Consider the following 21,743-nt stretch of genomic DNA (forward strand, 5'->3'; position numbering starts at 1 on the left):
AGCTATTCTATACGCTTCAGATTGTTTTTAATCCTTCCCGGCTAAAAAAGTTCCAACCCGCTGAACCGCTTCCTGAAGCTTTGTCTCATCCTGAACCAGGCCAACCCTGACATATCCCTCGCCATACCGGCCAAAGGCAATGCCCGGCACGACAAGAACGCCAGCCTCGCTGGCCAATTCAAACGCAAAGGATAATGAATCCTGCTTCGTGGGCACCGGGGCCCAGACGAACATGGATCCTTTGGGCCTGTTCATCTTCCAGCCGGCTCTGGCACATCCGTCGACCCAGATATCTCTTCTGTTTTTATAAGTCTGCTGATTGGCGAGGATGGTCTGATCACCGCCGCTTAAGACAGCAACTCCGGCCTTCAATACAGGCTGAAAACTCCCATAGTCAATATTGGATTTGATAGTTTCCAGTGCTCTGATGACTTCTTTATTGCCTACCACAAAGCCAAGTCTCACTCCGGCCATATTATACGACTTGGAAAGGGAATGAAACTCTACCCCTACGTCCTTTGCTCCTTTGGCCTGCAGAAAGCTTGATGGCCTGTAGCCGTCAAAAGCCAGTTCTGTATAGGCAGCATCATGACAAACCACAATTTCATGTTTGGAGGCAAACCTGACGACTTCATTAAAGAAAGTCTCCGATGCAACAGCAGCGGTTGGATTATTAGGATAGTTAAGGACCATCAGTTTAGCCCGGTCAGCTGTCTGGGAGGGGATCCGATTGAGGTCCGGCAGAAAATCGTTCGTTTCCAATAACGGCAGTACAACCTTTTCACCTTCGACCAGCGCCAATCCGTCTGAATAAATCGGATAACCAGGATCAGGGATGAAAGCAGCATCGCCTTTATCAATAAACGCCCAGAAAATATGCGTTAGACCGTCCTGGGAACCCATGACCGGAAGCACTTCCGTCGCAGGATCAATATCGACGTTAAATCTTCTTTTATACCATAATGAGCAAGCTTCCCGGAACTCCGGAATTCCTCTGGTCAGTGTATACCCATACGCCCTTTCATCGAGGCTCTGCTCACTGATTATTTTTCTGATCTCCAGAGACGGAGGCAAATCAGGGCTTCCTACACTTAGATCAATGAGTGCTTTGCCTTCACGTTTAAGCTCTTCTTTCAACGACGCCAATTGTGAAAAAATGGATGTTTGCAGACTTCCCATTCTTACTGCGAGCTTCATGTCATCTTCCTCCTCAGCTGCTCAATTTGTTGAATGGCCTCCATACCAACTCCCCAAGAGCCTAATTTTATGCCAGGCTTAATCGCATGACCATGAAAATCAGATCCGCCTGTAATCAGAAGGCTCTTTCTTTCTGCCAGTGCTTTAAAGTAATTTCGCTCCTCCACACCGTGGTCGGGATGATAGACTTCAATCCCCTGCAGCCCGGAGTCGACCCAGGCGGCAATCTCGGGTTCTGTACATTGGTTGCCCGGATGCGCAAGCACGGCCACGCCTCCGGCTTCTCTTATAATTGTAATAGCTTCGACAGGATCAAGCTTATACCTGGGAACGTAAGCCGGCCTTCCTATCTTTAAAAATCTCTCAAAAACGTCTTTCAGATTGGCGGCATACCCGTGCCTGATCATGGCCTGAGCCACATGAGGTCGGCCGACAGAATCCCCATTGACAAACTGACTTACTTCCTCAAATGTCAGGGTGATTCCGAGCTGTTCCAGCTTCTGAAGGATCTTTCTTATTCTTTGCACTCTTTTTTCCCGCAGTTCCTGCAACCTGTTATGAAGAACCTCATTGCCCTCTTGTAACTCATACCCGAGGATATGGACTTCCTTGCCCGCCCAGTCGGTGTTGATCTCTATGCCTTTAACCAGACAGATCCCCGTCTCAGCTGCAGCCTGTTCTGCCTCCGCCCAGCCATTGATGCTATCATGGTCCGTGATGGCCAAAGCTTTCAATCCGACTTCTGCCGCAGACTTAACGACTTCTTCCGGTGTAAGGATCCCGTCTGAAGCAGTCGTATGACAATGCAGGTCGGCCTCAAATCTTGTCTGGTATTTCATGATATGTATACCTCTAAGAATTTTCACATTAAGACATCGCTCAAAAACCTGACATAATTCCCATAACATATTCTGGCTATTTCGTTCTGATTAAAACCACACTGAGACAATTTTTCCACTAGATACGGGAATGTCCCGACATTTTCCAGCCCTTCCGGCGTCGTCTCAATTCCGTCAAAATCCGATCCGAAGCCAACGGTATCCACTCCCGCTACTTCTGCGATGTGGCAAATGTGCCGGACAACATCATCTATAGTTGCTTTTCCGGTATCACTCAGGAAATCCTCACAGAAATTGACCCCAACCAGACCTTTCTTGTCTCCTAGCGCACGCAGCTGGTGGTCAGTCAAGTTCCGGCGATGGCCGCATAACGCTTTGGCACAGGAATGGGAAGCGATGACCGGACGTTCAGAATGCCGCAGCACATCCCAAAAACCTGCCTCATTTAGGTGGGAGACGTCGATTACCATCCCAAGCTGATTCATTCTTTCGATTACCTGAAAGCCAAAACTAGATAAACCGCCGCTTCCTTCGCTTTCCCCGACGCCGTTGCCGATCGCATTCCTTTCATTCCAGGTAAGGCCAATGCTTCTGACTCCGAGCCTGAAAATCAGATCAAGCATAAAAACGTTTTCCCCAAGAATTTCTCCGCCCTCGATATTGATCAGCAGGCCCAGCTTATTGGTCCGGCCTAATTGGGCTGCGTCTTTTTGGGTTCTTACTAAGAAGACATCACTGGAATTATGATCAATAAACCTAAGTGCGGCTTCGAGCAATTCCAGCCCTCTCCAGGCTGCCTGAAACGGTTTGTATTCACTTTCAATATAGGCAGCAAAAAACTGCAGGCCAAGATTGGCCTGTTTTGCCCTGGTCAAATCCCAGTGCCCAATTTTCGCTGGTTCTTTCAAATTCCTTTTCCCGGCAGCAAAATCTCCAATGCTGTCGCAATGACCGTCGGCAATCCATATATTTTTCATGGTCAAATTTTGCTCCTTTATTTGTATTCTAAAGGATAATCGGGCAGAAGGCTACTTATTTGGAAAGCTTGACTGATACCAATCCTTTAGCGACTGCCTTAGTTGCACTTAGCTAAATCAGAAAGTACAAATACTTTCTGATATATTAAAAAAACCCGCCCCAAAGCAGGCAGGTTTAGAATCATTGGGTTTATCTGGGTTCGACAATCAGTTTGATCGCAGTCCTCTCTTCTCCTTCAATCAGGATATCGGTGAAAGCCGGAATACAAACCAGGTCAAGACCACTCGGAGCAACGAAACCTCTGGCAATAGCAACTGCCTTTACTGCCTGGTTTAATGCGCCTGCGCCAATTGCCTGCAATTCAGCTCCGCCTTTTTCCCTAAGTACTCCTGCTAACGCTCCAGCTACTGAATTAGGACTTGATTTTGCTGAGACTTTTAACACATCCATTATCTAATACCTCCCAATCGATCCTTTTTACATGTATTTCCACTTTGATGCTATATACTATTCGCGTAATAGTAAAAAAATCCTCTTTTTAGAAATGTCTCATTTGGTATTTTCTGTGTAAAAAAATCCTGCACCTTATATGGTGCAGGATGTATGTCTATTTTTGGATGGGAATAATACGCTGTGTTTTGCCGGTTTTTTCATCTATTTGAAGCACCACAGCATTTAGCTGGTTCACCCCGTCGGCCACTTCAAATCTCGCCGGCATCTGCGTCAGAAAATTATTAATAATGATCTCTTTTTTGACTCCCAAGACCGAATCTCGCGGGCCGGTCATTCCAACATCTGTAATATATGCCGTGCCCTGGTCCAGTACCCTGGCATCCGCAGTCTGGATATGGGTATGTGTACCAAGAACTGCACTTACTTTGCCGTTAAGAAACCAGCCAAGCGCAACTTTTTCCGAGGTCGCCTCGGCATGAAAATCGACAATGATCACCGGGGTCTCCACAGCCATCATATTGATAATTTGATTGACCATCGTAAAAGGGTTTTCCAACGGAGGCAGGAAGATTCTGCCTGATAAATTGATAATCCCCGTCTTTATTCCGTTGCGAATAACAAAACCATAGCCTTTTCCCGGTGCCCCTTTCGGGTAATTGGCAGGCCGGATCAGCTTGGTTTCATCATCGATAAATTTTATAATTTCCTTTTGGTCCCAGACATGGTTGCCCATCGTCAAAAAGTGGATTCCGTAATCATATAACTCATAGGCGACTTCTTTGGTAAGTCCCCGCCCGCCTGAGGCATTTTCAGCATTGGCAATCACCAGATCAAGTTTATGCTCTTTCTGGAGTTCGGGAAGAAAAGCAGCCACCGCTTCTCTTCCCGGTCTGCCGACGATATCACCGATAAAAAGAATCTGCATAAGGTACTCCTTTACTTGCACTAACCCCTTGGTTCAACCATTGAAAACAAGTACTCTGCCGTCTTCCCGTACCGCTGTAATGTTTTTTTCTGTTCCGTTAGAACGTACAGCTGCCATCATATGATTAATGATTTCTTCCTGCAGTATGATCTCTTCTTCAGGCAGGCTGCAATCATCAGTAATCAGCTTAGCGCCAAGCTCGCTTTTCATGATTTCTACTATGAGGTTGATTTCGGTGTGGGTAATACTGCTTAAATCTCTGCTGATCACAATCAGGTTCAGTTCCTGTTCAAATTTTTCAATACTTAAAAGCTGAATTTTCCGACCTTCAATCTGATGAAACAATTCCAAGGCCTGCCGAAGTTTATTCTGAAGCGCTTCAAAGCCGCACTCCTTGACGACCAGGAATTTAAGTATCATGGTCTGCTTCTCCTGATTGCAGCTGATCGTTACAACTTCCGGATAGCACAGCAAAATAGAAACAAGTAATCCCGTACTGTAATTCAGATAATTTGATTCAGCAGTTATGACTTCTGAAGCGGCCATCTTGATAATCCTTTCCCGAATGTGAAATAGTAGAGCTTTCTCCAAAACATATAGTAATTCTTCAAGGAGACGCAAAGTCCTTCCCGGGGTGCCCTAGCAATTATAACCTATTTTGTCCCAACATACCAATATAAAGAAAACTTGGCTGGTTCAGAAAGTACTTAACTTTCTGATACATAAACAAAGCAGGCCTAACACCTGCTTTGTTATACGTAACGTATCAAAATCTTAACATCATCATCATCTTATACGCATGGTATCTCTGTGGCACCGACGTTGCGACAGATTACTTCGCGTAATCTACTGCGCGGGTCTCCCGCATTACGACAACCTTGATCTGTCCGGGGTATTCCAGTTCTTCTTCAATTCTCTTTGCAATATCATGCGCGAACCTTGGTGCAAGTGCATCATCAATCTTCTCCGGATTCACAATAATGCGAATCTCTCTGCCGGCCTGAATCGCGTAGGATTTTTCAACGCCTTCAAATGTCTCGGCAATTTCCTCAAGCTTCTGAAGCCTTTTAATGTAGGATTCCAAAGTTTCGCGTCTGGCACCAGGTCTGGCAGCTGATACCGCATCTGCAGCGGCAACAAGTACTGCGACAATTGTCTTGGGTTCAGTGTCTCCGTGATGGGCCTCAATCGCGTGAATGATATCCCATGATTCCTTGTACTTTTTGCAGAGATCAACGCCAATCTCGACATGCGTGCCTTCGGTATCATGGTCAACGGCTTTGCCGATGTCATGCAAAAGTCCGGCGCGTTTTGCGGTCTGGACATCAACACCAAGTTCGGAAGCCATTAATCCGGCCAGATGGGATACCTCGATAGAGTGTCTCAAAACATTTTGTCCGTAACTGGTTCTGAAACGCAGCCGACCAAGCAGTCTAATCAGTTCTGGATGTATACCGTGAACCCCGGTTTCGAAGGTTGCCTGTTCCCCTTCTTCCCTGATTTTCTGGTCAACTTCCTTCTGCGCCTTTTCAACCATTTCTTCAATTCTGGCCGGATGAATACGTCCGTCCAAAATCAGTTTTTCCAGAGCGACTCTGGCAACTTCTCTTCTGATCGGATCAAATCCTGACAGAATAACGGCCTCAGGCGTATCGTCAATAATCAAATCAATGCCCGTTAAAGTCTCAAGAGCTCTGATATTCCGGCCCTCTCGGCCAATGATACGGCCTTTCATTTCATCGTTCGGCAGGGCAACCACTGAAACTGTGCTTTCAACGACATGGTCTGCCGCACAACGATGTATAGCCAAAGAAATAATATCTTTAGCGCGTTTTTCAGCTTCTTCTTTTGTCCGGGTCTCATATTCCTTAATCATGATTGCCGATTCGTAACGTACTTCTTCCTCGACACTTTTTAGCAGCAATTGTTTGGCTTCTTCAGGAGTCAGACCGGAAAGCCTCTCCAGCTCAGCTACCTGTTTAGCCAGGAGTTCATTTAAATCAAGTTTTTGTTTTTCAACGTCTGATTCTCTGCGATGTAAATTTTCTTCCTTACGTTCCAGAGCTTCGGTTTTTCTTTCAAGGGTTTCTTCCTTCTGAAGATTGCGTCTTTCCATACGTTGGATCTCGCTACGTCTTTCTCTGGTCTCTTTTTCAATATCATTGCGAAGCTGCATAACCTCTTCTTTAGCTGCAACGATTTTTTCCCTCTTTTTGGCTTCAGCCTCTGCCTCAGCATTCTTTAAAAGCCTTTTTGCTTCTATTTCAGCAGATCCAATCATTTTTTCCGCAGATGATTTGCGTATGAACCAGCCGATCAGACTGCCAATCGCCAATCCGGCGAGTACAATAACAACTGCAATTAAGCCTGATATTTCCAAAGCTTCACCTCCTTCAATTATAGTATTAAATATTTCGTAAAAATAACAAAAAACTGGTCAGACCAGTTCCGTAAAATCTATAACCCTCGTTCGATTATTTTTCCCTTAAATATAGCTACACCGATACCCGGTGCAGCTGAGATGTTCAGTTTAATATAAGAGAAAACCTTGAAAGGTTAAAAATTTACTAGAAACAGATCCATTTAATATTAGTTTAATGAAATGTGCAAATAATGTCAAGTTGGTGGGATAACAAAGTATACTAAATACTTACAGATTATCGAAAATAATAATCTCTCCAAGTACTTTTTTGACGATATCCAATTGATAGCCCTTCGCTAAAAGCTTGTCCCCGACCTTTTTCCTTAAGTATAACTCTTTTGGAGGGATACTTCTGTTTTGATCGTTTAGGGATTTTTTCTGGTATTTCCTATACTCCTGCTCAAACATTTTACGGCCAAGCAGCAGGCAGTTTTCAACCTCCTGCTGCTCGGGAAAGTATTCATCCATGACGCAAGAGATCATCCGATCGTCCAGACCAGCTTTTTGCAGTTCAATACATATTCTGGTCCGGGAAAACCTTGTTTCCTTACTTTTAATATAAGACAAGGCATATTGCCGGTCATCAATATATTTCCATTCTTCTAGCTTTCGGAGAGCTTCAGCATTTTCCTCTGCGGAATAGCCTTTAGCCTCCAGTCTGCCGGCAAGCTGGCTGGCAGACAGCCGCCTGCGGCTCAAGAAATCCAGCGCAGCACCTAGCACACTTTTTTTCGATGAGGCCTGCTTTCTACTCATCATTCATGCTGTCGTCCTGAGCGCCCTTTGTCTTGTCTTTCGAGACCAGAACCAGATTGCGCACTTTGCTCTCAATCTCTGCAGCAATATCTGGATGCTGACGCAGAAAGTCCTTGACATTCTCTCTTCCCTGTCCAAGCCTTTCGCCATTGTAGGAATACCAGGCGCCCGATTTCATAAGGACACCTGTTTCCGATCCCATATCGACAATACTGCCTTCCCTGGATATCCCTTCGCCATAAACCAGGTCGAAATCAGCAAAGTTAAACGGCGGTGCAACCTTGTTTTTGACGACCTTTACGCGGGTCCGGTTGCCGATGATTTCCTGCCCCTGCTTGATGACATCCTGCTTTTTGACTTCCAGCCGGACTGAAGCATAAAATTTCAGCGCTCGTCCCCCGGTCGTCGTCTCCGGGTTGCCGAACATCACGCCGACTTTCTCCCTGATCTGATTAATAAAGATGACACAGGTATGGCTTTTACTGATGCACCCGGTAAGTTTGCGCAATGCCTGGGACATCAGACGGGCATGCAGCCCCATATGGGAATCGCCCATCTCCCCTTCGATTTCAGCCCGTGGCACGAGTGCCGCCACCGAGTCAATAACAACGACATCAACCGCGCCGCTGCGGACAAGGGCTTCACAGATTTCCAGCGCCTGCTCGCCGGTGTCGGGCTGAGAAACCAGCAGATCGTCGACATTCACACCCAGCGCACGGGCATATACTGGGTCAAGGGCATGCTCTGCATCGATAAAAGCTGCAACGCCGCCTGTTTTTTGTGCTTCAGCAATAATATGCAGCGTTACGGTGGTTTTCCCCGAAGACTCCGGTCCATATACCTCTATTACCCGGCCTCTGGGAACTCCGCCAACGCCTAAAGCCAAATCCAGTGCCAATGAACCTGTTGAAATCGTCTCAACAGCCATTCTGTCCGAAGCTTCGCCGAGTTTCATAATCGCTCCCTTGCCAAACTGCTTTTCAATTTGGCTCAGCGCAATATCCAATGCTTTTAGTTTATCTGGAGTAGCCATTTTTTCGTGCCTCCTCTTGATTATACAAAACATATGTTCGGTTTCTATTATACTTTTTCTGACTGTCTATTGTCAATCCGTTTAAAAGTAAAATTTTTACATAGCGGTTAGTCTTGTCTCGTTTGGCAAGCATCTACTGCTTACATTTCCTAAGCAAATACAGCCGCAGCATATTCAAGGCAGTTTCTACGATCATATTTCTGACGGATTCCCTGCTCCCGACAAACTGGTTTTTAGTGATCTCGATACCTTCCGGATGAGCCAGGGCGATATAGACCAGACCGACGGGTTTTTCCGCAGTTCCGCCTCCGGGTCCTGCAACTCCGGTCGTCGCAATCCCAAGATCTGCGCCGAGAGCCTTCCTCGTCCCTTCGGCCATTTCCCCGGCTACAAGTTCACTGACTGCGCCTTCCTGCAGCAGACTGCTGCTTTTCACCCCGAGCAAAGTCTCTTTGGCTGAATTCGCATAACTCACAACGCCGCCAAGATAATACGCCGAGCTTCCGGCTTCGGCGGTGATTCTTCCGCCCAGAAGACCGCCGGTACAGGATTCAGCTGTTGCCAGCGTCAGGTTGTTTTTCAGAAGCAGTTTTCCAACAATACCGCCCTGGGTATCCGTACCGCTTCCGAATACCCCGTCCCCAAGCCTGCTGCGGATCTCTGCTTCCGTCTGATCCAGGAGCCGGACAGCCTGACTGACATCCCCGCTTCGGACCGTAAGCCTGACATCCATGTAGGTATGCCTGTCCAGCAAAGTGAGAGACGGGGATTTACGCTGCATCAGAACGGTTAGTTCCCGTTCCAGTTCCGGTTCCCCGAGTCCAAATATTTTTAGAATACGCACCTGCATCCGTCCGGAATCCTGAAGGATGATCTGCTCCAGTTTGGGCAGCAAATACTTTTGGAACATAACCTCCATTTCGGAAGGAGGTCCGGGAAGGATCGCGCAAAACTGGCCATTTTTGCAGATAAGGGCCCCCTGTGCAGTTCCTTTATCGTTCGGCAGCAGGATCGAACCTTCCGGAAAATAAGCCTGTTTTTCCGTACTTGGTGGCATCCGGTCATTGATATAAAACTGCGTCAGCGACTGCATGCTTTCAGGATCATAGCTCATTTTCAGGCCTAAGACTTCAGCAGCAATTTCTTTGGATAGGTCATCTACCGTCGGTCCAAGTCCTCCGCTGACAAGCACAAGCCCGGAACGCTGCAGCGCATTCTTTAGTGTTTCGGTCAGCCGTTCTTTGTTGTCTCCTACCGTCGTATGGTAGAGGACTTCTATCCCAAGATCCGAAAGTTGTCCTGTAAGATAATGGGCACTCGTATTCAGCGTTTTTCCGAGCAGTAATTCTGTTCCCGTGGAAATAATTTCGGCCTTCATTTTTTTCACACTCCCTCAGTCATTATCTCACCGCGGGCAGATTTATATCCCGGTACCGGTATCTTGTCACGCTAAAATTGATAAAGAAAACATGGCTGGCGCCAAGCCTTTGGCGGTCGCTTCAATTACTTATACTTCCTGATATACAGATAAAAAGATTTCCCCCTGAGTAAAAGGAAAATCCTTGAAGTCGTTTTATTTAGAATGCACAAACAGCTGTTTTGATTTCATGATATAATCCACGCCGGAGATGATGGTCATGATCAGCGCAAGATAGATCATAGGCTGGGCAATATGTATGTTAAGGGTTGATAATGGCCAATCTCTCAGAATCAACAGTGCTATGGCAATGATCTGAGTGACCGTCTTCAGTTTTCCAAGCTTGCTGGCACTGATCACTACGCCTTCGGCGGCAGCAATCGCTCTTAACCCTGTGACCGCAAACTCCCGGGCCAGGATAATCCAGACAATCCAGGCTGAAACGAGATTTAACTCAACCAGGGCAATCAGCGCGGCTGAAACCAGAAGCTTGTCGGCAAGCGGATCCAGAAATTTACCGAGATTGGTCACTTGTTTCAGCTTGCGTGCGAAATAACCGTCCAAACCGTCTGTCGCAGACGCCAGGATAAATATCCCCGCGGCTACAAAGTCCTGATAAGGAAAATAAGCAGTACCGTCAGGCATTTTTACCAATAAAAAGGCCATAAACAAAGGTATCATGGCAATTCGAATCAGAGTCAGCGTGTTAGGCAGATTCACTCGAGCTCCTCCCCTCCCATATCATAGCTGTCCGCTTCTGTAATTCTGATCTGTATGATTTCACCAGCCAAATGTTTCTTCTGAACCTTGAGGTAAATCTGACCGTCAATCTCCGGGGCATCCCCTTCGCTCCGTCCGACCCATTCATCGGGGGCAGTCTGTTCTTCGAGAATGACTCGGATGATTTGCCCGACCCTTTGCTGCTGGATCTGATCTGCAATTTCCGTTTGGGTTGCCATGACAGCATTTTTGCGGGCTTCTCGGATCTCAGGCCGCACCTGGTTCGCCATGTTCGCAGCAGGTGTATTTTCCTCCTGAGAATAAGCAAAAACCCCAATGCGGTCTAATTTCATTTTATTAACAAATAACAGTAAATGCTCGAACTGTTCTTCGGTTTCCCCAGGGAACCCGGTAATGAACGTTGAACGGATAAAAATACCCGGTACAGCCTCGCGGAGCTTTCCGATCAGCGTTTCTGCTTCTTCGGCTGTATTTCTGCGGTTCATTTTCGAAAGTATGGCGTTATCGGCATGCTGAAGGGGCAAATCGATATAATTGCATATCTTGGGTTCCGTCGCAATCAGGCCAATCAGTTCATCAGATACTGCCTCAGGGTAACAATACATCAGCCGAATCCATTGTATACCGTCTATTTCCACTAGTTCCCGCAGAAGATCCGACAGCCGGTAAGCGTGATACAGATCAATGCCGTAACGGGTTGTATCCTGGGCTACCAGTGCAATTTCCTTCACACCCTCGCTGGCGAGCTTCCTTACTTCTTGTACGATTGACTCCATTGTCCTGCTACGGTAGCTGCCTTTGATCTGCGGAATGACACAATAGCTGCAGCGGTTATCACAGCCTTCGGCTATTTTGACATAGGCAAAAAAAGAAGGGCTGAAACGGACTCTCGGTATCTCATTGTCATAAAGATAGTCCTGCTTTTCTTTTTTCCTGTATACTCTCTCGCTGCCGGAGCTTTCCAGGACCTCGGGGATTTTATCCAGATCCCCGTCCCCGAGCACACCATCAAGCTCAGGAAGTTCTTTAAACAGCTCTTCACCATAACGCTGAGCCAGACATCCCACAGCATAGACCTTCTTCTGAGCACCGCTATTTTTCAAATTGATCATTTCACAAAGGGTGTCAATCGATTCTGCTTTGGCATCTTCAATAAAACCGCAGGTATTTACAACAATCATATCGGCTTCAGACGGTTCGGCTGTTATCTCGAAGCCTTTCGCCAGCATGCCGGTTATTACTTCACTGTCAACCTGGTTCTTCGGGCACCCAAGGTTAATCACTGCAACTTTTTTCTTCAATTTCCAACCCTCTGAAATCGTTTTTTATCACTTTAGTATATATCAGGTTCCGACCTGCTGTCAAAACGAATGCTTTCCCTTTACCTTCCCTGATGGCTTCCCCGGAGACATCCTTTTGACTTTCCCTGTCACCTTGCCTGACGCCTCTGTGCGACTTCCCTGGTGCTTTTCTTTTTGATTTTCTTTGAGATTTCTTTTCTTATTCCCCAGGCTTCTTTGTTGTCTTTCTTTTTCCATCTTTTCGTTTTTTACGGTTCCCCGAGATTTTCCGCTGTCCTCTGTAATCTTTTTTTTATGTTCCTTATTTATTCGTGCCTTAGATAAAAGGTCTTTATTTACTTGATCTTTATTGAGCTTGCCTTTAACAATATTTTTCTGTTTATTTTGGTTATAACCGGAATCTTGTTCCTTGTTCTGATCGGAATAGGCGGTTTTGCCTTTGGGCCTGATCAGACATTTGGGACCGAACCCTATCAAATCCGTCCTATCTGCTTCAACAAGGGCAGCGTGGACCAGTGCATATTTTTTTGGTTCTCTGAATTGCAGCAACGCTCTCTGCATTGCTTTTTCCGTTTTGCTTTTTGGAACATAAACCTTCTGCATAGTCAGCGGATCGAGCCCTGTATAAAACATTGCCGTAGACAGCGTTCCCGGAGTCGGATAAAAGTCCTGGACCTGTTCCGGCTGATAATGAATGTCCCGCAAGTATTCGGCCAGTTCAACGGCTGCTTCCAGCGTACTCCCTGGGTGGCTGGACATAAAGTAAGGAACAATAAACTGCTTCTTGCCAAGACGCTCGTTAATTTTAAAGAATTTTTCCCTAAACTGTTCAAAGGTTTTCCCGGCCGGTTTACGCATATCGTGCAGGACCTTAGGTGAGATATGCTCCGGAGCTACCTTTAGTTGACCGCTGACATGGTGTTCGAGCAATTCTTTAAGAAAATGCTCGCTTTTATCCGCCATGATATAGTCATAGCGAATCCCCGAGCGCACAAATACTTTCTTGACTTTGGGCAGTTTTCTGAGTTTCCGTAAAATCCCGAGGTATTCCTGATGGTCAATATGCAGGCTTTTGCATGGCGAGGGATGCAGGCATTGTTTTTCCTTACATGCGCCAGTTTTCAATTGCTTAAGACAGGCTGGCTGACGAAAGTTTGCTGTCGGTCCGCCAACGTCATGAATATATCCTTTGAAGTCTTCCAAATTGGTGATTCCCACAGCTTCGTGTAAGATCGATTCCTCGCTCCTGCTCTGAACGATTCTGCCCTGATGAAAGGTCAGCGAGCAGAAAGCACAGCTTCCAAAACATCCCCGGGAGCTGACAATACTGAATTTAACTTCCTCCAGCGCGGGTATTCCCCTGTCTCTATCATACATTGGATGTGCGTTTTTCAGATAGGAAAGACCATAGACTTTATCCAGCTCCGCCTGAGACAAAGGCATCTCCGGTTTATTCTGCACCAGATATTTTATGCCGTGCTGCTGGACGATGGTTTTCCCTCTGACCGGGTCCTGCTCCTGATATTGGATCTTGAAAGCTTCCGCATACTTTGTTTTGTCTTCTGCCGTCTTTTTGAAGGAAGGTATCTCAATATAGCCGTTGCTTACCTCTTCCAGAGAATCCGCCATATAGCAGGTTCCGGGGATATGGCGGATATATTTCACTTCCAAACCGTCATTCAGATACGCGGCAATCTCCACAATCTGCTTTTCCGCCATGCCATAGACCAACAAGTCCGCACTGCTGTCAATCAGAATTGATTTTCTGACGGTATCGCTCCAATAGTCATAATGGGCAAATCTCCGCAAACTGGCTTCTACACCGCCAATGATGATCGGAACGTTCTTATAGGCTTCCCGGATTTTATTGCAATAGACAATCGTCGCCCGGTCCGGCCGTAAACCCATTTTGCAGCCGGGTGAATAGGAGTCTTTTTCGCGTATTTTTTTATTGACTGAATAATGATTGACCATAGAATCCATATTGCCTGCTGACACCAAAAATCCGAGCCGGGGACGCCCAAGTCTCTGAAAATCTTCTGTCTTTTTCCAGTCCGGCTGAGGAATAATTCCAACCTTGTATCCTGCGTCTTCAAGGACCCTGGAAATGATAGCCGGACCGAAACTGGGATGATCGACATAGGCATCCCCGCTGACCAGGACGAAGTCCACCTGGTCCCATCCCCGGCATTCCATATCTTCTCTGTTCACTGGCAGATAATTTACAGGCACTTGATTTTGCTCCTAACTATATCAGCATTAGCTTACTGCCATGCAGTTATCTAATATCAAACTGATTATTCAAATATTCTTTTGTCCTTCATTTAATCTATTGGATTCTAATCTTTGCAGCCGTATTTATTCTAAATCGATTTGACGTGATTCGCAAACATAGGAAGAGGGTATCCTGGTCTTCCGGTATACCCTCTTAACAATCTTATCTTATCAGCTTGGTGCAAAACTAACTTCCTGCAAGCTCTTTCACTTTATTCTCATCAATAATGTAGTTTTGAAGGACATCACCGGTCTTCCCGAGCGGCGGAATGGTATGTCCGTTCACTTTGAGTGACAGTCCACCGGCGTTGCCAATCGATACAAATTCAATTTGCTTGTCAGCCTGCAGCGTTTGCATTTTTCCTGAAGGGATTGTCCCGCTCAAAGCCTGCTTGCCGTCTACATTGACCACGACCCAGCAATCAGCGGTAAACGTAAGCTCAACGACAATACCCTCGTATTGTTCAGTTTGCGGCTGAGACGGCTGCCCGGCATTTTGTTCCTGCCCGACGGTGTTCGTATCCTGCCCCATACCGGAATCGGCAGTATTTTGATCGCTCGCCTTCGGTGCAGCCGGCAAAGGGGTGGGTGTATAATGAAAAGTACCGGATTTGTTGCCCAAGTTTGACACAAAGATAATCCCGACGACAATGATCACAGCCAGGATGGCCATTCCTGCAAGGACGACAGGTCTGAACCATACCTGATTGCTTGGAATCGGACTTAAGCGTGGCTCAATGTCAGGCTCAGCTTCTTTGACCAAAGAAGCATTATAGCTATCTATAATCTCCTGCGGATTAATGCCAAGATGTTTAGCATACGTCCGTAAAAAGCCTCTGGTATAGGTGGTTCCGGGTAGCACGCCATAGTTCTCATTCTCCAGAGCTTCCAGATACCTCACTCTAATCTTAATGCTGTCTTCAACCTCCTGATAACTTAAACCTTTTTCTTCTCTGGCCTTCTTAAGAACGGCCCCTTCACCAGCCATTTCTACACCACCCTATTAATATTTAATTTAAATCAATTACCATAAGCAAACCGGTCATTCAAAAATTGTTTCAGTATTTTCAGTGATAATAACATAGATTCCTGAGAAATACATAAGGCATAGTCTTCAGATTCCTGATTGGGATAACCATACAGCTGGTCATAGTATTCCATAATAAGATACCGGGCAAAGTCTTCGTAAGCCTGTTTCTGCAGAGAATTATAAAGCTGATCAATTTTCTTTCGTCCCAGTCTTTTCGTCAGTCTGTCCAGAGCCGTTTTAAGTTCTTCAGTTATTCCCGGGTTATCCGTATACTCGAGCATCAACCGTTTGGCTCTGTTGTCCAGCGAATCATAAACAAGAACGGAAGTTCCCTGCTGCATGGCCTTAAAAACTGCGTCAGGGAGTGTGATTTTGCCGATTCGCCGGCTTTCGCATTCCATCACCAAATACAGATCGTGATTATAGCGATGAATTTCCTCGTAAAGCAAAGATTCAAACGTTTTTTGAGTAGGCTGAGCACCAAGACCAATGCAGCCAAAAACTGAACCGCGGTTATTGGATAGCCCCTCAAGATCAATGACCGGATAACCCTCTTCCTTGAGTTTTTTCAGCAACTCTGTTTTTCCGGTTCCGGTATTCCCTTTCAGGACGACAACCTGATGATGAAATCCAGTCTCAAAAAAGGAAACAATCGAATGCCTATAGGCCTTGTATCCGCCAATCAGCCGAAATACCGGCAACCCCATCAGGTCGAGTACTGCAGCCAAAGACTTGCTTCTCATTCCTCCGCGCCAGCAAAAGAGCAGAATCGGTCTTTTCCCGGCAGCTTCTTCAACTTGCTTATATAAATCCGGCAGTTTTCGGCTGACAATCTCTAATCCGATATCTCTGGCTTTTTGGGGAGACTCTTTGGTATATATCGTTCCAATGACGGCTCTCTCTTCATTATTGAAGATTGGTATGTTTACCGCTCCGGGAATCGTTCCTTCCTCAAATTCATTTTCTGACCTCACATCTATATATAATGCATCTGATAGCTCAGAACATTCATCGATGGAAATTTCACGCAGCATAATCTTCCCCAATCTTTTTTATTCTACAGTATTTTAACTAATCCTTCCTGAAATTAACCAAAAAGCGCAAATATTTGGTAATCATGGCTAAGAATTTAAGTTTTTCCCGAATTTTTGTTCAAATTGGCCTTTGGTCATCAAAACTTCCCTGGGTTTCGAGCCTTCATGCTGGCCGACGACCCCTTTTTCCTCAAGCATATCAACGATTCTAGCCGCCCTGGAATAGCCAATCTTTAGTCTGCGCTGAAGCAGGGACACGGATGCCGTATTGCTCTCCATAAAGATATTTGCAGCCTTGTAGAAAAGTTCATCTTCCGGTTCCTCAGAATTTCCGGAACTCAAGCTCACCTCCGGAATTTCAAAATACTCCGGCTTGGCCTGTTCCAGCAGATAATCCACAATATTTTTGACTTCCTTGTCTGACAGGAAACAACCCTGGACCCGAATCGGCTTGCTGATCCCGATTGGATGATAGAGCATGTCCCCGCGGCCGAGCAGTTTTTCTGCACCGCCCATATCCAAAATAGTTCTGGAATCGATCTGGGAAGAAACCGCAAAAGCGATTCTGGAAGGAATATTGGCTTTGATCAGACCGGTGATGACATCAACCGAGGGTCTCTGCGTCGCAACAATCAGATGAATACCTGCTGCCCTGGCCATCTGGGCCAGCCGGCAGATAGACTCTTCAACCTCTCCCGGAGCAACCATCATCAAATCGGCTAACTCGTCGATGATGACGACAACATACGGCAGCGGCTTCGATTCAGTATCCTTTTTTTCACTAACCAGGAAATTATATCTGACGATATCGCGAACTCCGGAAGCTGCAAAAAGTTCATATCTTGTCTCCATTTCGGTAACAATCCACTTCAAAGCTCCGGCGGCTCTCTGTGGCTCTGTTACCACAGGAGAGATCAGATGCGGAATTCCATTGTAATTGGCCAGTTCAACAACTTTGGGATCAATCAGCAGCAGTTTTACTTCATCCGGTTTTGCTTTATAAACGATGCTTCCAATAATCGTATTGATGCAAACCGATTTTCCTGCTCCGGTCGCTCCGGCAATCAGCAGGTGCGGCATTTTCGTCAGATCACCGATGATCGGTGTGCCGGTAATATCCTTGCCGAGCGCCAAACTAAGCTTGCTTGGTGAGTCCTGAAAATCTTCCGTTTCCAGCACTTCCCGGAAATGAACAATGGCAATCTCCTTATTCGGGACCTCTATCCCAACTGCAGACTTTCCCGGAATTGGCGCTTCCATCCGCACATCGGAGGCTGCCAGACTCAGTGCAATATCATCTGAGAGGCTGGTAATTTTACTGACTTTGACACCAGGTGCAGGCTGAACCTCATAGCGGGTAATCGTCGGCCCCTGTGTGACTCTTGTGACTTTGACCCTGACCCCGAAACTGGCCAGCGTATCTTCCAGCAGACGGACATTATCGGCAATGTCCTTGCCGCTTTTTTGGCCTTTTTTCATTGATTTATGGACAAGATTCAAAGGTGGCAGCCTGTAATGTTCGTTCTTCTCGGTCTGTCTGGAAATAGGCGTCCCGGTAAGCTTGCCCGGCGGTGCCGCTGCAGTCTCCATGCCTCCTGCATAATCTCCTATATTTCCAGCCTTTCTTTCGGCTAAATCGTCCATCCTTGTGTTAATCAGGTAATGATCCGTTTCCGACTGCGGAACCTGCTTGTTTTTTTTATTCCGTTCTTCTCCTCGATTCCGTTCTTCCCCAAAAATTTCGATCACCGGGCTACTCTGCTTTGAATCGAAATAATCACCCGGGGTTGGGGACTTTACAGGCTCACCTTTCTTTGCTGCGGCAAACATGCTGTTCCGGTCATCCTCTTTGCGCTTCTGTCTTTCTTGGCGTCCGTCCGCCAGTACTTGCAGAAAATCCCTGATGTGACGATCGACCATCTGTGCGAAACTTGCTGTGAGGGACAACAGGTCTTTGATCGTCCCGACCAGAGAGCGGTTCATTACCAGGATGGCGCCGATCAAGGCCAGCACTGCCAGAATCACATAACCACCTGTCACGCCGACCAGCATGACCAGCATGATACTGATCACCGCGCCAAGAAGGCCACCTCCTAATCCTGCTTTGCCAAGCTCAAGCAGCCCTGCAGTATCATACGCAGCAGATGACCCGAGATGCAGGAATCCTTCCGCTACGAGCCATAATAAAACCGCACCGATTATCCTGGATTTCATACTTCTCCGGTTGTTGCTCATCAGGCTGATCCCGATAACTCCGAGGATGATAAAAATCCCGACACTGCCATCGCCTGCCGCAATCCTGAGTGCTTTAATCATCAGCGTGACAATAGCACCCTTACTGTTGGAATAGAGCATGACGAATCCCAGACAGGCCAAGCCCATCACCAGGATTCCAATAATCTCATTTCGAATCGTATCATGAACGGACTGTCTTTTTTTACGTGACCCCCGTCGGTTCTTTTTTGTCGTCTTCGTCGCCAACGTTCCAAACCCCCAGCTTTTCATTACAACAGTAATATTTCCACAATTCTAAGCTAATTCCTTTAATTATTCAACATATAAGGCCTTTGAATAATTCCTTGTTGAGTCCTCGATATCATTTTTACCTATATATGATGGTTATATGATGGTATATATAATGTAAAGTATTTATCACCCAAAAACAAGAAATTCTCAGGACAATCAACCATTATTTGATAAGATTCTTAAAAAGCACAGGATATTAATAAGTCTTTAGTCCTATCACATCGTGACTTACGGTGAATTGTTTCAATTGTCAAACTGTTGTAAATTTGTAATACAAACCAGAACACTAAAAAACGAAAATATATTATTAAAGGGAGAGATTATCATGATGTTATACCTTGTTCAATTCCTTCAAAGATTCCAGAAAGATGAAAAGGGTCAGGCACTTACAGAGTACGGTCTTATTATCGCTTTAATTGCAATTGTTGTAATTGGCGCGGTCACCGTTATCGGTACAAACTTGGATAGTATTTTGGATTCAATTGGCACTGCTCTCAAACCAGCATCATAATCTTTTGGGTTCTCAGAGAAAGCTCTACTGTCAGAGAACAGTAGGGCTTTCTTAAACTAAGAAAGGTTACCTCTCTTATCAGGTATTCAAACAGTCTTTGAATTGTTAATTTTCCCATATCTGCTCAGTGATATTTGGGTTGATGGGGCGAACGTTTATTAGAATCTGCATTGGGAGGGTATTGAAAAATGCTAAAAAAATTAATAAAATCCTCCAATGGCCAGTCTCTTGTCGAATTTGCGCTGGTCCTGCCCATCTTTCTGCTCCTTGTCTTTGGCGTGGTTGAGTTTGGGCGGCTCGGCTATTCCTACGTGACTCTCAATAACGCTGTCCGAAGCGGTGCCCGGACAGCCAGCTTAAGCGGATTGGATAGCGCTATCCAGGCTTCAGTGGCTGATTCCGCCCCCTTGTTAGACCGCAACCTGCTGACCATTCAGATCACTCCAATTGAGTCCAGCAGACACTCCGGCTCAAATGTTACCGTATCTGCCTCTTATCCTGTGTCTCTTACGACCCCGGTATTAAATCATATTCTTCCGGATCCGGTTGTGATCCATGCGAGCCTGTCCATGCGCATTGAATAGGAGTGCATTCATTATGAAAAATAACCCACTAAAAAATGAAAAAGGCAGTATTGCCGTTCTTACGGCAGTACTTTTAGTCGTTCTTTTGGGCTTTGGTGCCCTATGTACAGATATGGCCGTTCTCTACGTGGAAAAAGCAAAGTTACAGAATGCGGTAGATGCAGCAGCTTTAGCGGGTGCTCAAGAATTACCGGACAGTCCACAGGACGCTTATCTAACTGCTGCAGAATATGCTGCCAATAATCATGTCTCCCTCCCCTCAATTTCGATATCCAATAATAACCGGGAAATTGAGGTATCTGCTTCTGAAGAACATTCCATGTTTTTGGCCAAAGTACTTGGCATTACCAAAGGAAAAGTCAGTGCACGTTCCAAGGCAGGTGTTCACCCTGTTCGCAGTATCGCCGGCGCCGCTCCTTTAAGTGTTACGATACAGAACTTTGTCTATGGCCAGGAATATACGTTGAAGAATGCTCCGCCGGAAGGTCAAACCGGCTGGTATGGTCCTGTCAGGTTGGATGGATCAGGTGCTAGCACCTACGAAAATGCGCTCGCCTATGGGAATAACACCCCGCTAGCCGTCGGCCAGACCCTGCAGATAGAAACCGGTAATATGAGCGGTCCGACACGAAAAGGTCTTGATACCCGGCTTGCTTCCGATACGCGTGTCCCTGGGAATACTTTTACTGATCATGACAGCAATGCTCCCGAGATTGTCTTTATCCCTATCGTAGAAGTCCTCACTCGATCAGGTGAATCCATCCAGGAAGTCAAGATTCTTGGATTTGCAGCCTTTTTTATTGAAAATGTGACCCGAAATGGCAATGACTGTTTTATCACGGGGCGTTTTTTAAAGACCTGTTCCACACTCGGCAAAGAAACAAGTTCAATTATTGATGACGGAAATAACCCCGTACAGGATTACGGTTTATATTCTATAAAACTGCTAATGAATTGAGGGATGACTAGTGAAAAGAAAATTCTATGTTTTTATGGCGATTATCTCAGGACTGATTTTTAGCTTGGCTGTCTTTTTCTACCTAAACTATGGTTCGGGAGCATCAAGCCAAGACTTAAAACCACTGGTTGTTGCAGCAGCTGATATTTCCTCCCGAAGTATCCTAAAGGCTGATCAGCTCCAAATCAAACAAGTTCCGCTTTCAGCCTATCCTCAGGGGGGGGCCTCTACCGTGAAAGAATTGACAGGCCGGGTACTCCTGGTTGACGTCAGTCAGGGTGATGTACTGCTGAGTCCTATGCTTGGAGATCCGTACCAAACCGGCAGCAGTTCAGGTGCCTCAGCCGACAGCTTTTCACTGACTGTTCCTTCAGGTAAAAGAGCCGTTGCTATTCCTGTCGATCTGGTGGGCAGTGTCAGCTATAAGGTAAAGCCCGGTGACCATGTGGATATCCTGATTACCATGGATATTAAGGATAGCCAGGGAAATCAAAGAACAATTACTTCTTTAGCTGCCCAGGATGTTTTGGTCTTAAACACGGGTGATACCATTCTCAAAGAAGGAGAAACTGCCGAAAATCCTGGCTCTTATGTCCTTGCTATGAGTGTTTCCCAGTCTATGGCCGTAACACTGGGCAGTGAAAAAGGTTCCATCCGCTTACTGCTGAGAAACCCCGCCAATAAAGAAACTTACACCGAAGCACCCATTGATCCTAATGTCTATACAAACGCCGATTATTTCAGTCATTATAAATAAAAAGGAG

At 46.1% G+C, this 21,743-nt stretch carries 20 protein-coding genes; 4 read left to right on the plus strand and 16 right to left on the minus strand.

Annotated elements, in window-relative coordinates:
* Positions 1 to 27 precede the first annotated feature (27 nt).
* The 16 genes from AB3489_RS09170 to AB3489_RS09245 form a co-directional block, all read right to left on the minus strand.
* The gene (locus AB3489_RS09170; protein ID WP_368292648.1) at positions 28 to 1,197 is read right to left on the minus strand and encodes an aminotransferase class I/II-fold pyridoxal phosphate-dependent enzyme; all 1,170 of its coding nucleotides are present in this window, start codon (positions 1,195 to 1,197) and stop codon (positions 28 to 30) included.
* Positions 1,194 to 2,036 (minus strand): PHP domain-containing protein, encoded by an 843-nt coding sequence (locus AB3489_RS09175; RefSeq protein ID WP_368292649.1) that lies wholly within the window; start codon positions 2,034 to 2,036, stop codon positions 1,194 to 1,196. Before AB3489_RS09175 ends, AB3489_RS09170 begins: the two co-directional genes overlap by 4 nt.
* A 23-nt stretch (positions 2,037 to 2,059) precedes the next feature.
* A complete protein-coding gene (locus AB3489_RS09180) occupies positions 2,060 to 3,013 on the minus strand; it encodes a dipeptidase (RefSeq protein ID WP_368292650.1) in 954 nt (317 codons plus the stop codon).
* A gap of 190 nt (positions 3,014 to 3,203) precedes the next feature.
* Entirely contained in the window at positions 3,204 to 3,464 is a 261-nt protein-coding gene (locus AB3489_RS09185) for a stage V sporulation protein S (RefSeq protein ID WP_015042391.1), read from the minus strand.
* Positions 3,465 to 3,621: 157 nt separating this feature from the next.
* Positions 3,622 to 4,392 carry a TIGR00282 family metallophosphoesterase gene (locus tag AB3489_RS09190; protein ID WP_019226689.1) on the minus strand — a complete coding sequence of 257 codons (771 nt, stop codon included), beginning with the start codon at positions 4,390 to 4,392 and terminating at the stop codon, positions 3,622 to 3,624.
* 33 nt (positions 4,393 to 4,425) lie between these two features.
* Complete coding sequence (locus tag AB3489_RS09195; RefSeq protein ID WP_368292651.1) at positions 4,426 to 4,938, minus strand: hypothetical protein; 513 nt, start codon at positions 4,936 to 4,938, stop codon at positions 4,426 to 4,428.
* A 286-nt stretch (positions 4,939 to 5,224) separates the two neighbouring features.
* Positions 5,225 to 6,793 carry a ribonuclease Y gene (rny, locus tag AB3489_RS09200; protein WP_193352143.1) on the minus strand — a complete coding sequence of 523 codons (1,569 nt, stop codon included), beginning with the start codon at positions 6,791 to 6,793 and terminating at the stop codon, positions 5,225 to 5,227.
* Positions 6,794 to 7,042: 249 nt separating this feature from the next.
* Positions 7,043 to 7,573: a regulatory protein RecX gene (locus AB3489_RS09205; RefSeq protein ID WP_019226691.1), complete on the minus strand. Its 531-nt coding sequence runs from the start codon at positions 7,571 to 7,573 to the stop codon at positions 7,043 to 7,045.
* Complete coding sequence (gene recA / locus AB3489_RS09210) at positions 7,563 to 8,603, minus strand: recombinase RecA (protein WP_368292652.1); 1,041 nt, start codon at positions 8,601 to 8,603, stop codon at positions 7,563 to 7,565. Before recA ends, AB3489_RS09205 begins: the two co-directional genes overlap by 11 nt.
* Positions 8,604 to 8,736: 133 nt before the next feature.
* The gene (locus AB3489_RS09215; RefSeq protein ID WP_368292653.1) at positions 8,737 to 9,981 is read right to left on the minus strand and encodes a competence/damage-inducible protein A; all 1,245 of its coding nucleotides are present in this window, start codon (positions 9,979 to 9,981) and stop codon (positions 8,737 to 8,739) included.
* 195 nt (positions 9,982 to 10,176) lie between these two features.
* Positions 10,177 to 10,740: a CDP-diacylglycerol--glycerol-3-phosphate 3-phosphatidyltransferase gene (pgsA, locus tag AB3489_RS09220; RefSeq protein WP_368292654.1), complete on the minus strand. Its 564-nt coding sequence runs from the start codon at positions 10,738 to 10,740 to the stop codon at positions 10,177 to 10,179.
* Positions 10,737 to 12,062 (minus strand): 30S ribosomal protein S12 methylthiotransferase RimO, encoded by a 1,326-nt coding sequence (rimO, locus tag AB3489_RS09225; protein WP_368292655.1) that lies wholly within the window; start codon positions 12,060 to 12,062, stop codon positions 10,737 to 10,739. The genes pgsA and rimO overlap by 4 nt, the downstream gene beginning before the upstream one ends.
* A gap of 60 nt (positions 12,063 to 12,122) precedes the next feature.
* Entirely contained in the window at positions 12,123 to 14,294 is a 2,172-nt protein-coding gene (locus tag AB3489_RS09230) for a YgiQ family radical SAM protein (RefSeq protein WP_368292656.1), read from the minus strand.
* Positions 14,295 to 14,523: 229 nt separating this feature from the next.
* A complete protein-coding gene (locus AB3489_RS09235; protein WP_368292657.1) occupies positions 14,524 to 15,324 on the minus strand; it encodes a RodZ domain-containing protein in 801 nt (266 codons plus the stop codon).
* A 32-nt stretch (positions 15,325 to 15,356) separates the two neighbouring features.
* Positions 15,357 to 16,400, minus strand: coding sequence for a tRNA 2-selenouridine(34) synthase MnmH (gene mnmH / locus AB3489_RS09240; protein ID WP_368292658.1), 1,044 nt, complete (start codon positions 16,398 to 16,400; stop codon positions 15,357 to 15,359).
* 87 nt (positions 16,401 to 16,487) lie between these two features.
* Entirely contained in the window at positions 16,488 to 18,905 is a 2,418-nt protein-coding gene (locus AB3489_RS09245; RefSeq protein ID WP_368292659.1) for a DNA translocase FtsK, read from the minus strand.
* 346 nt (positions 18,906 to 19,251) lie between these two features.
* On the opposite strand from AB3489_RS09245, the gene AB3489_RS09250 reads away from it, so the two are divergent.
* The 4 genes from AB3489_RS09250 (at position 19,252) to cpaB (ending at position 21,736) form a co-directional block, all read left to right on the plus strand.
* The gene (locus tag AB3489_RS09250) at positions 19,252 to 19,437 is read left to right on the plus strand and encodes a Flp family type IVb pilin (protein ID WP_019226767.1); all 186 of its coding nucleotides are present in this window, start codon (positions 19,252 to 19,254) and stop codon (positions 19,435 to 19,437) included.
* Between the two features lie 188 nt (positions 19,438 to 19,625).
* Positions 19,626 to 20,021: a TadE/TadG family type IV pilus assembly protein gene (locus tag AB3489_RS09255; RefSeq protein WP_019226768.1), complete on the plus strand. Its 396-nt coding sequence runs from the start codon at positions 19,626 to 19,628 to the stop codon at positions 20,019 to 20,021.
* Between the two features lie 13 nt (positions 20,022 to 20,034).
* Positions 20,035 to 20,979, plus strand: coding sequence for a pilus assembly protein TadG-related protein (locus AB3489_RS09260; RefSeq protein WP_368292660.1), 945 nt, complete (start codon positions 20,035 to 20,037; stop codon positions 20,977 to 20,979).
* 10 nt (positions 20,980 to 20,989) lie between these two features.
* A complete protein-coding gene (gene cpaB, locus AB3489_RS09265; RefSeq protein ID WP_019226770.1) occupies positions 20,990 to 21,736 on the plus strand; it encodes a Flp pilus assembly protein CpaB in 747 nt (248 codons plus the stop codon).
* The last annotated feature ends 7 nt before the right edge of the window (positions 21,737 to 21,743 follow it).

It is taken from the genome of Dehalobacter sp. TBBPA1, from assembly GCF_040931655.1.
Classification (GTDB): domain Bacteria; phylum Bacillota; class Desulfitobacteriia; order Desulfitobacteriales; family Syntrophobotulaceae; genus Dehalobacter; species Dehalobacter restrictus.

Excerpts from the sequence above, each read along its gene's own strand:
- AB3489_RS09260 (WP_368292660.1), top strand. The coding sequence starts at position 20,035 with ATGAAAAATAACCCACTAAAAAATGAAAAAGGCAGTATTGCCGTTCTT.
- mnmH (WP_368292658.1), bottom strand. The coding sequence starts at position 16,400 with ATGCTGCGTGAAATTTCCATCGATGAATGTTCTGAGCTATCAGATGCA.
- AB3489_RS09195 (WP_368292651.1), bottom strand. The coding sequence starts at position 4,938 with ATGGCCGCTTCAGAAGTCATAACTGCTGAATCAAATTATCTGAATTAC.
- AB3489_RS09205 (WP_019226691.1), bottom strand. The coding sequence starts at position 7,573 with ATGATGAGTAGAAAGCAGGCCTCATCGAAAAAAAGTGTGCTAGGTGCT.
- AB3489_RS09250 (WP_019226767.1), top strand. The coding sequence starts at position 19,252 with ATGATGTTATACCTTGTTCAATTCCTTCAAAGATTCCAGAAAGATGAA.
- AB3489_RS09245 (WP_368292659.1), bottom strand. The coding sequence starts at position 18,905 with ATGAAAAGCTGGGGGTTTGGAACGTTGGCGACGAAGACGACAAAAAAG.
- AB3489_RS09175 (WP_368292649.1), bottom strand. The coding sequence starts at position 2,036 with ATGAAATACCAGACAAGATTTGAGGCCGACCTGCATTGTCATACGACT.
- AB3489_RS09170 (WP_368292648.1), bottom strand. The coding sequence starts at position 1,197 with ATGAAGCTCGCAGTAAGAATGGGAAGTCTGCAAACATCCATTTTTTCA.
- AB3489_RS09235 (WP_368292657.1), bottom strand. The coding sequence starts at position 15,324 with ATGGCTGGTGAAGGGGCCGTTCTTAAGAAGGCCAGAGAAGAAAAAGGT.
- AB3489_RS09190 (WP_019226689.1), bottom strand. The coding sequence starts at position 4,392 with ATGCAGATTCTTTTTATCGGTGATATCGTCGGCAGACCGGGAAGAGAA.
- recA (WP_368292652.1), bottom strand. The coding sequence starts at position 8,603 with ATGGCTACTCCAGATAAACTAAAAGCATTGGATATTGCGCTGAGCCAA.
- AB3489_RS09255 (WP_019226768.1), top strand. The coding sequence starts at position 19,626 with ATGCTAAAAAAATTAATAAAATCCTCCAATGGCCAGTCTCTTGTCGAA.
- AB3489_RS09185 (WP_015042391.1), bottom strand. The coding sequence starts at position 3,464 with ATGGATGTGTTAAAAGTCTCAGCAAAATCAAGTCCTAATTCAGTAGCT.
- AB3489_RS09215 (WP_368292653.1), bottom strand. The coding sequence starts at position 9,981 with ATGAAGGCCGAAATTATTTCCACGGGAACAGAATTACTGCTCGGAAAA.
- AB3489_RS09180 (WP_368292650.1), bottom strand. The coding sequence starts at position 3,013 with ATGAAAAATATATGGATTGCCGACGGTCATTGCGACAGCATTGGAGAT.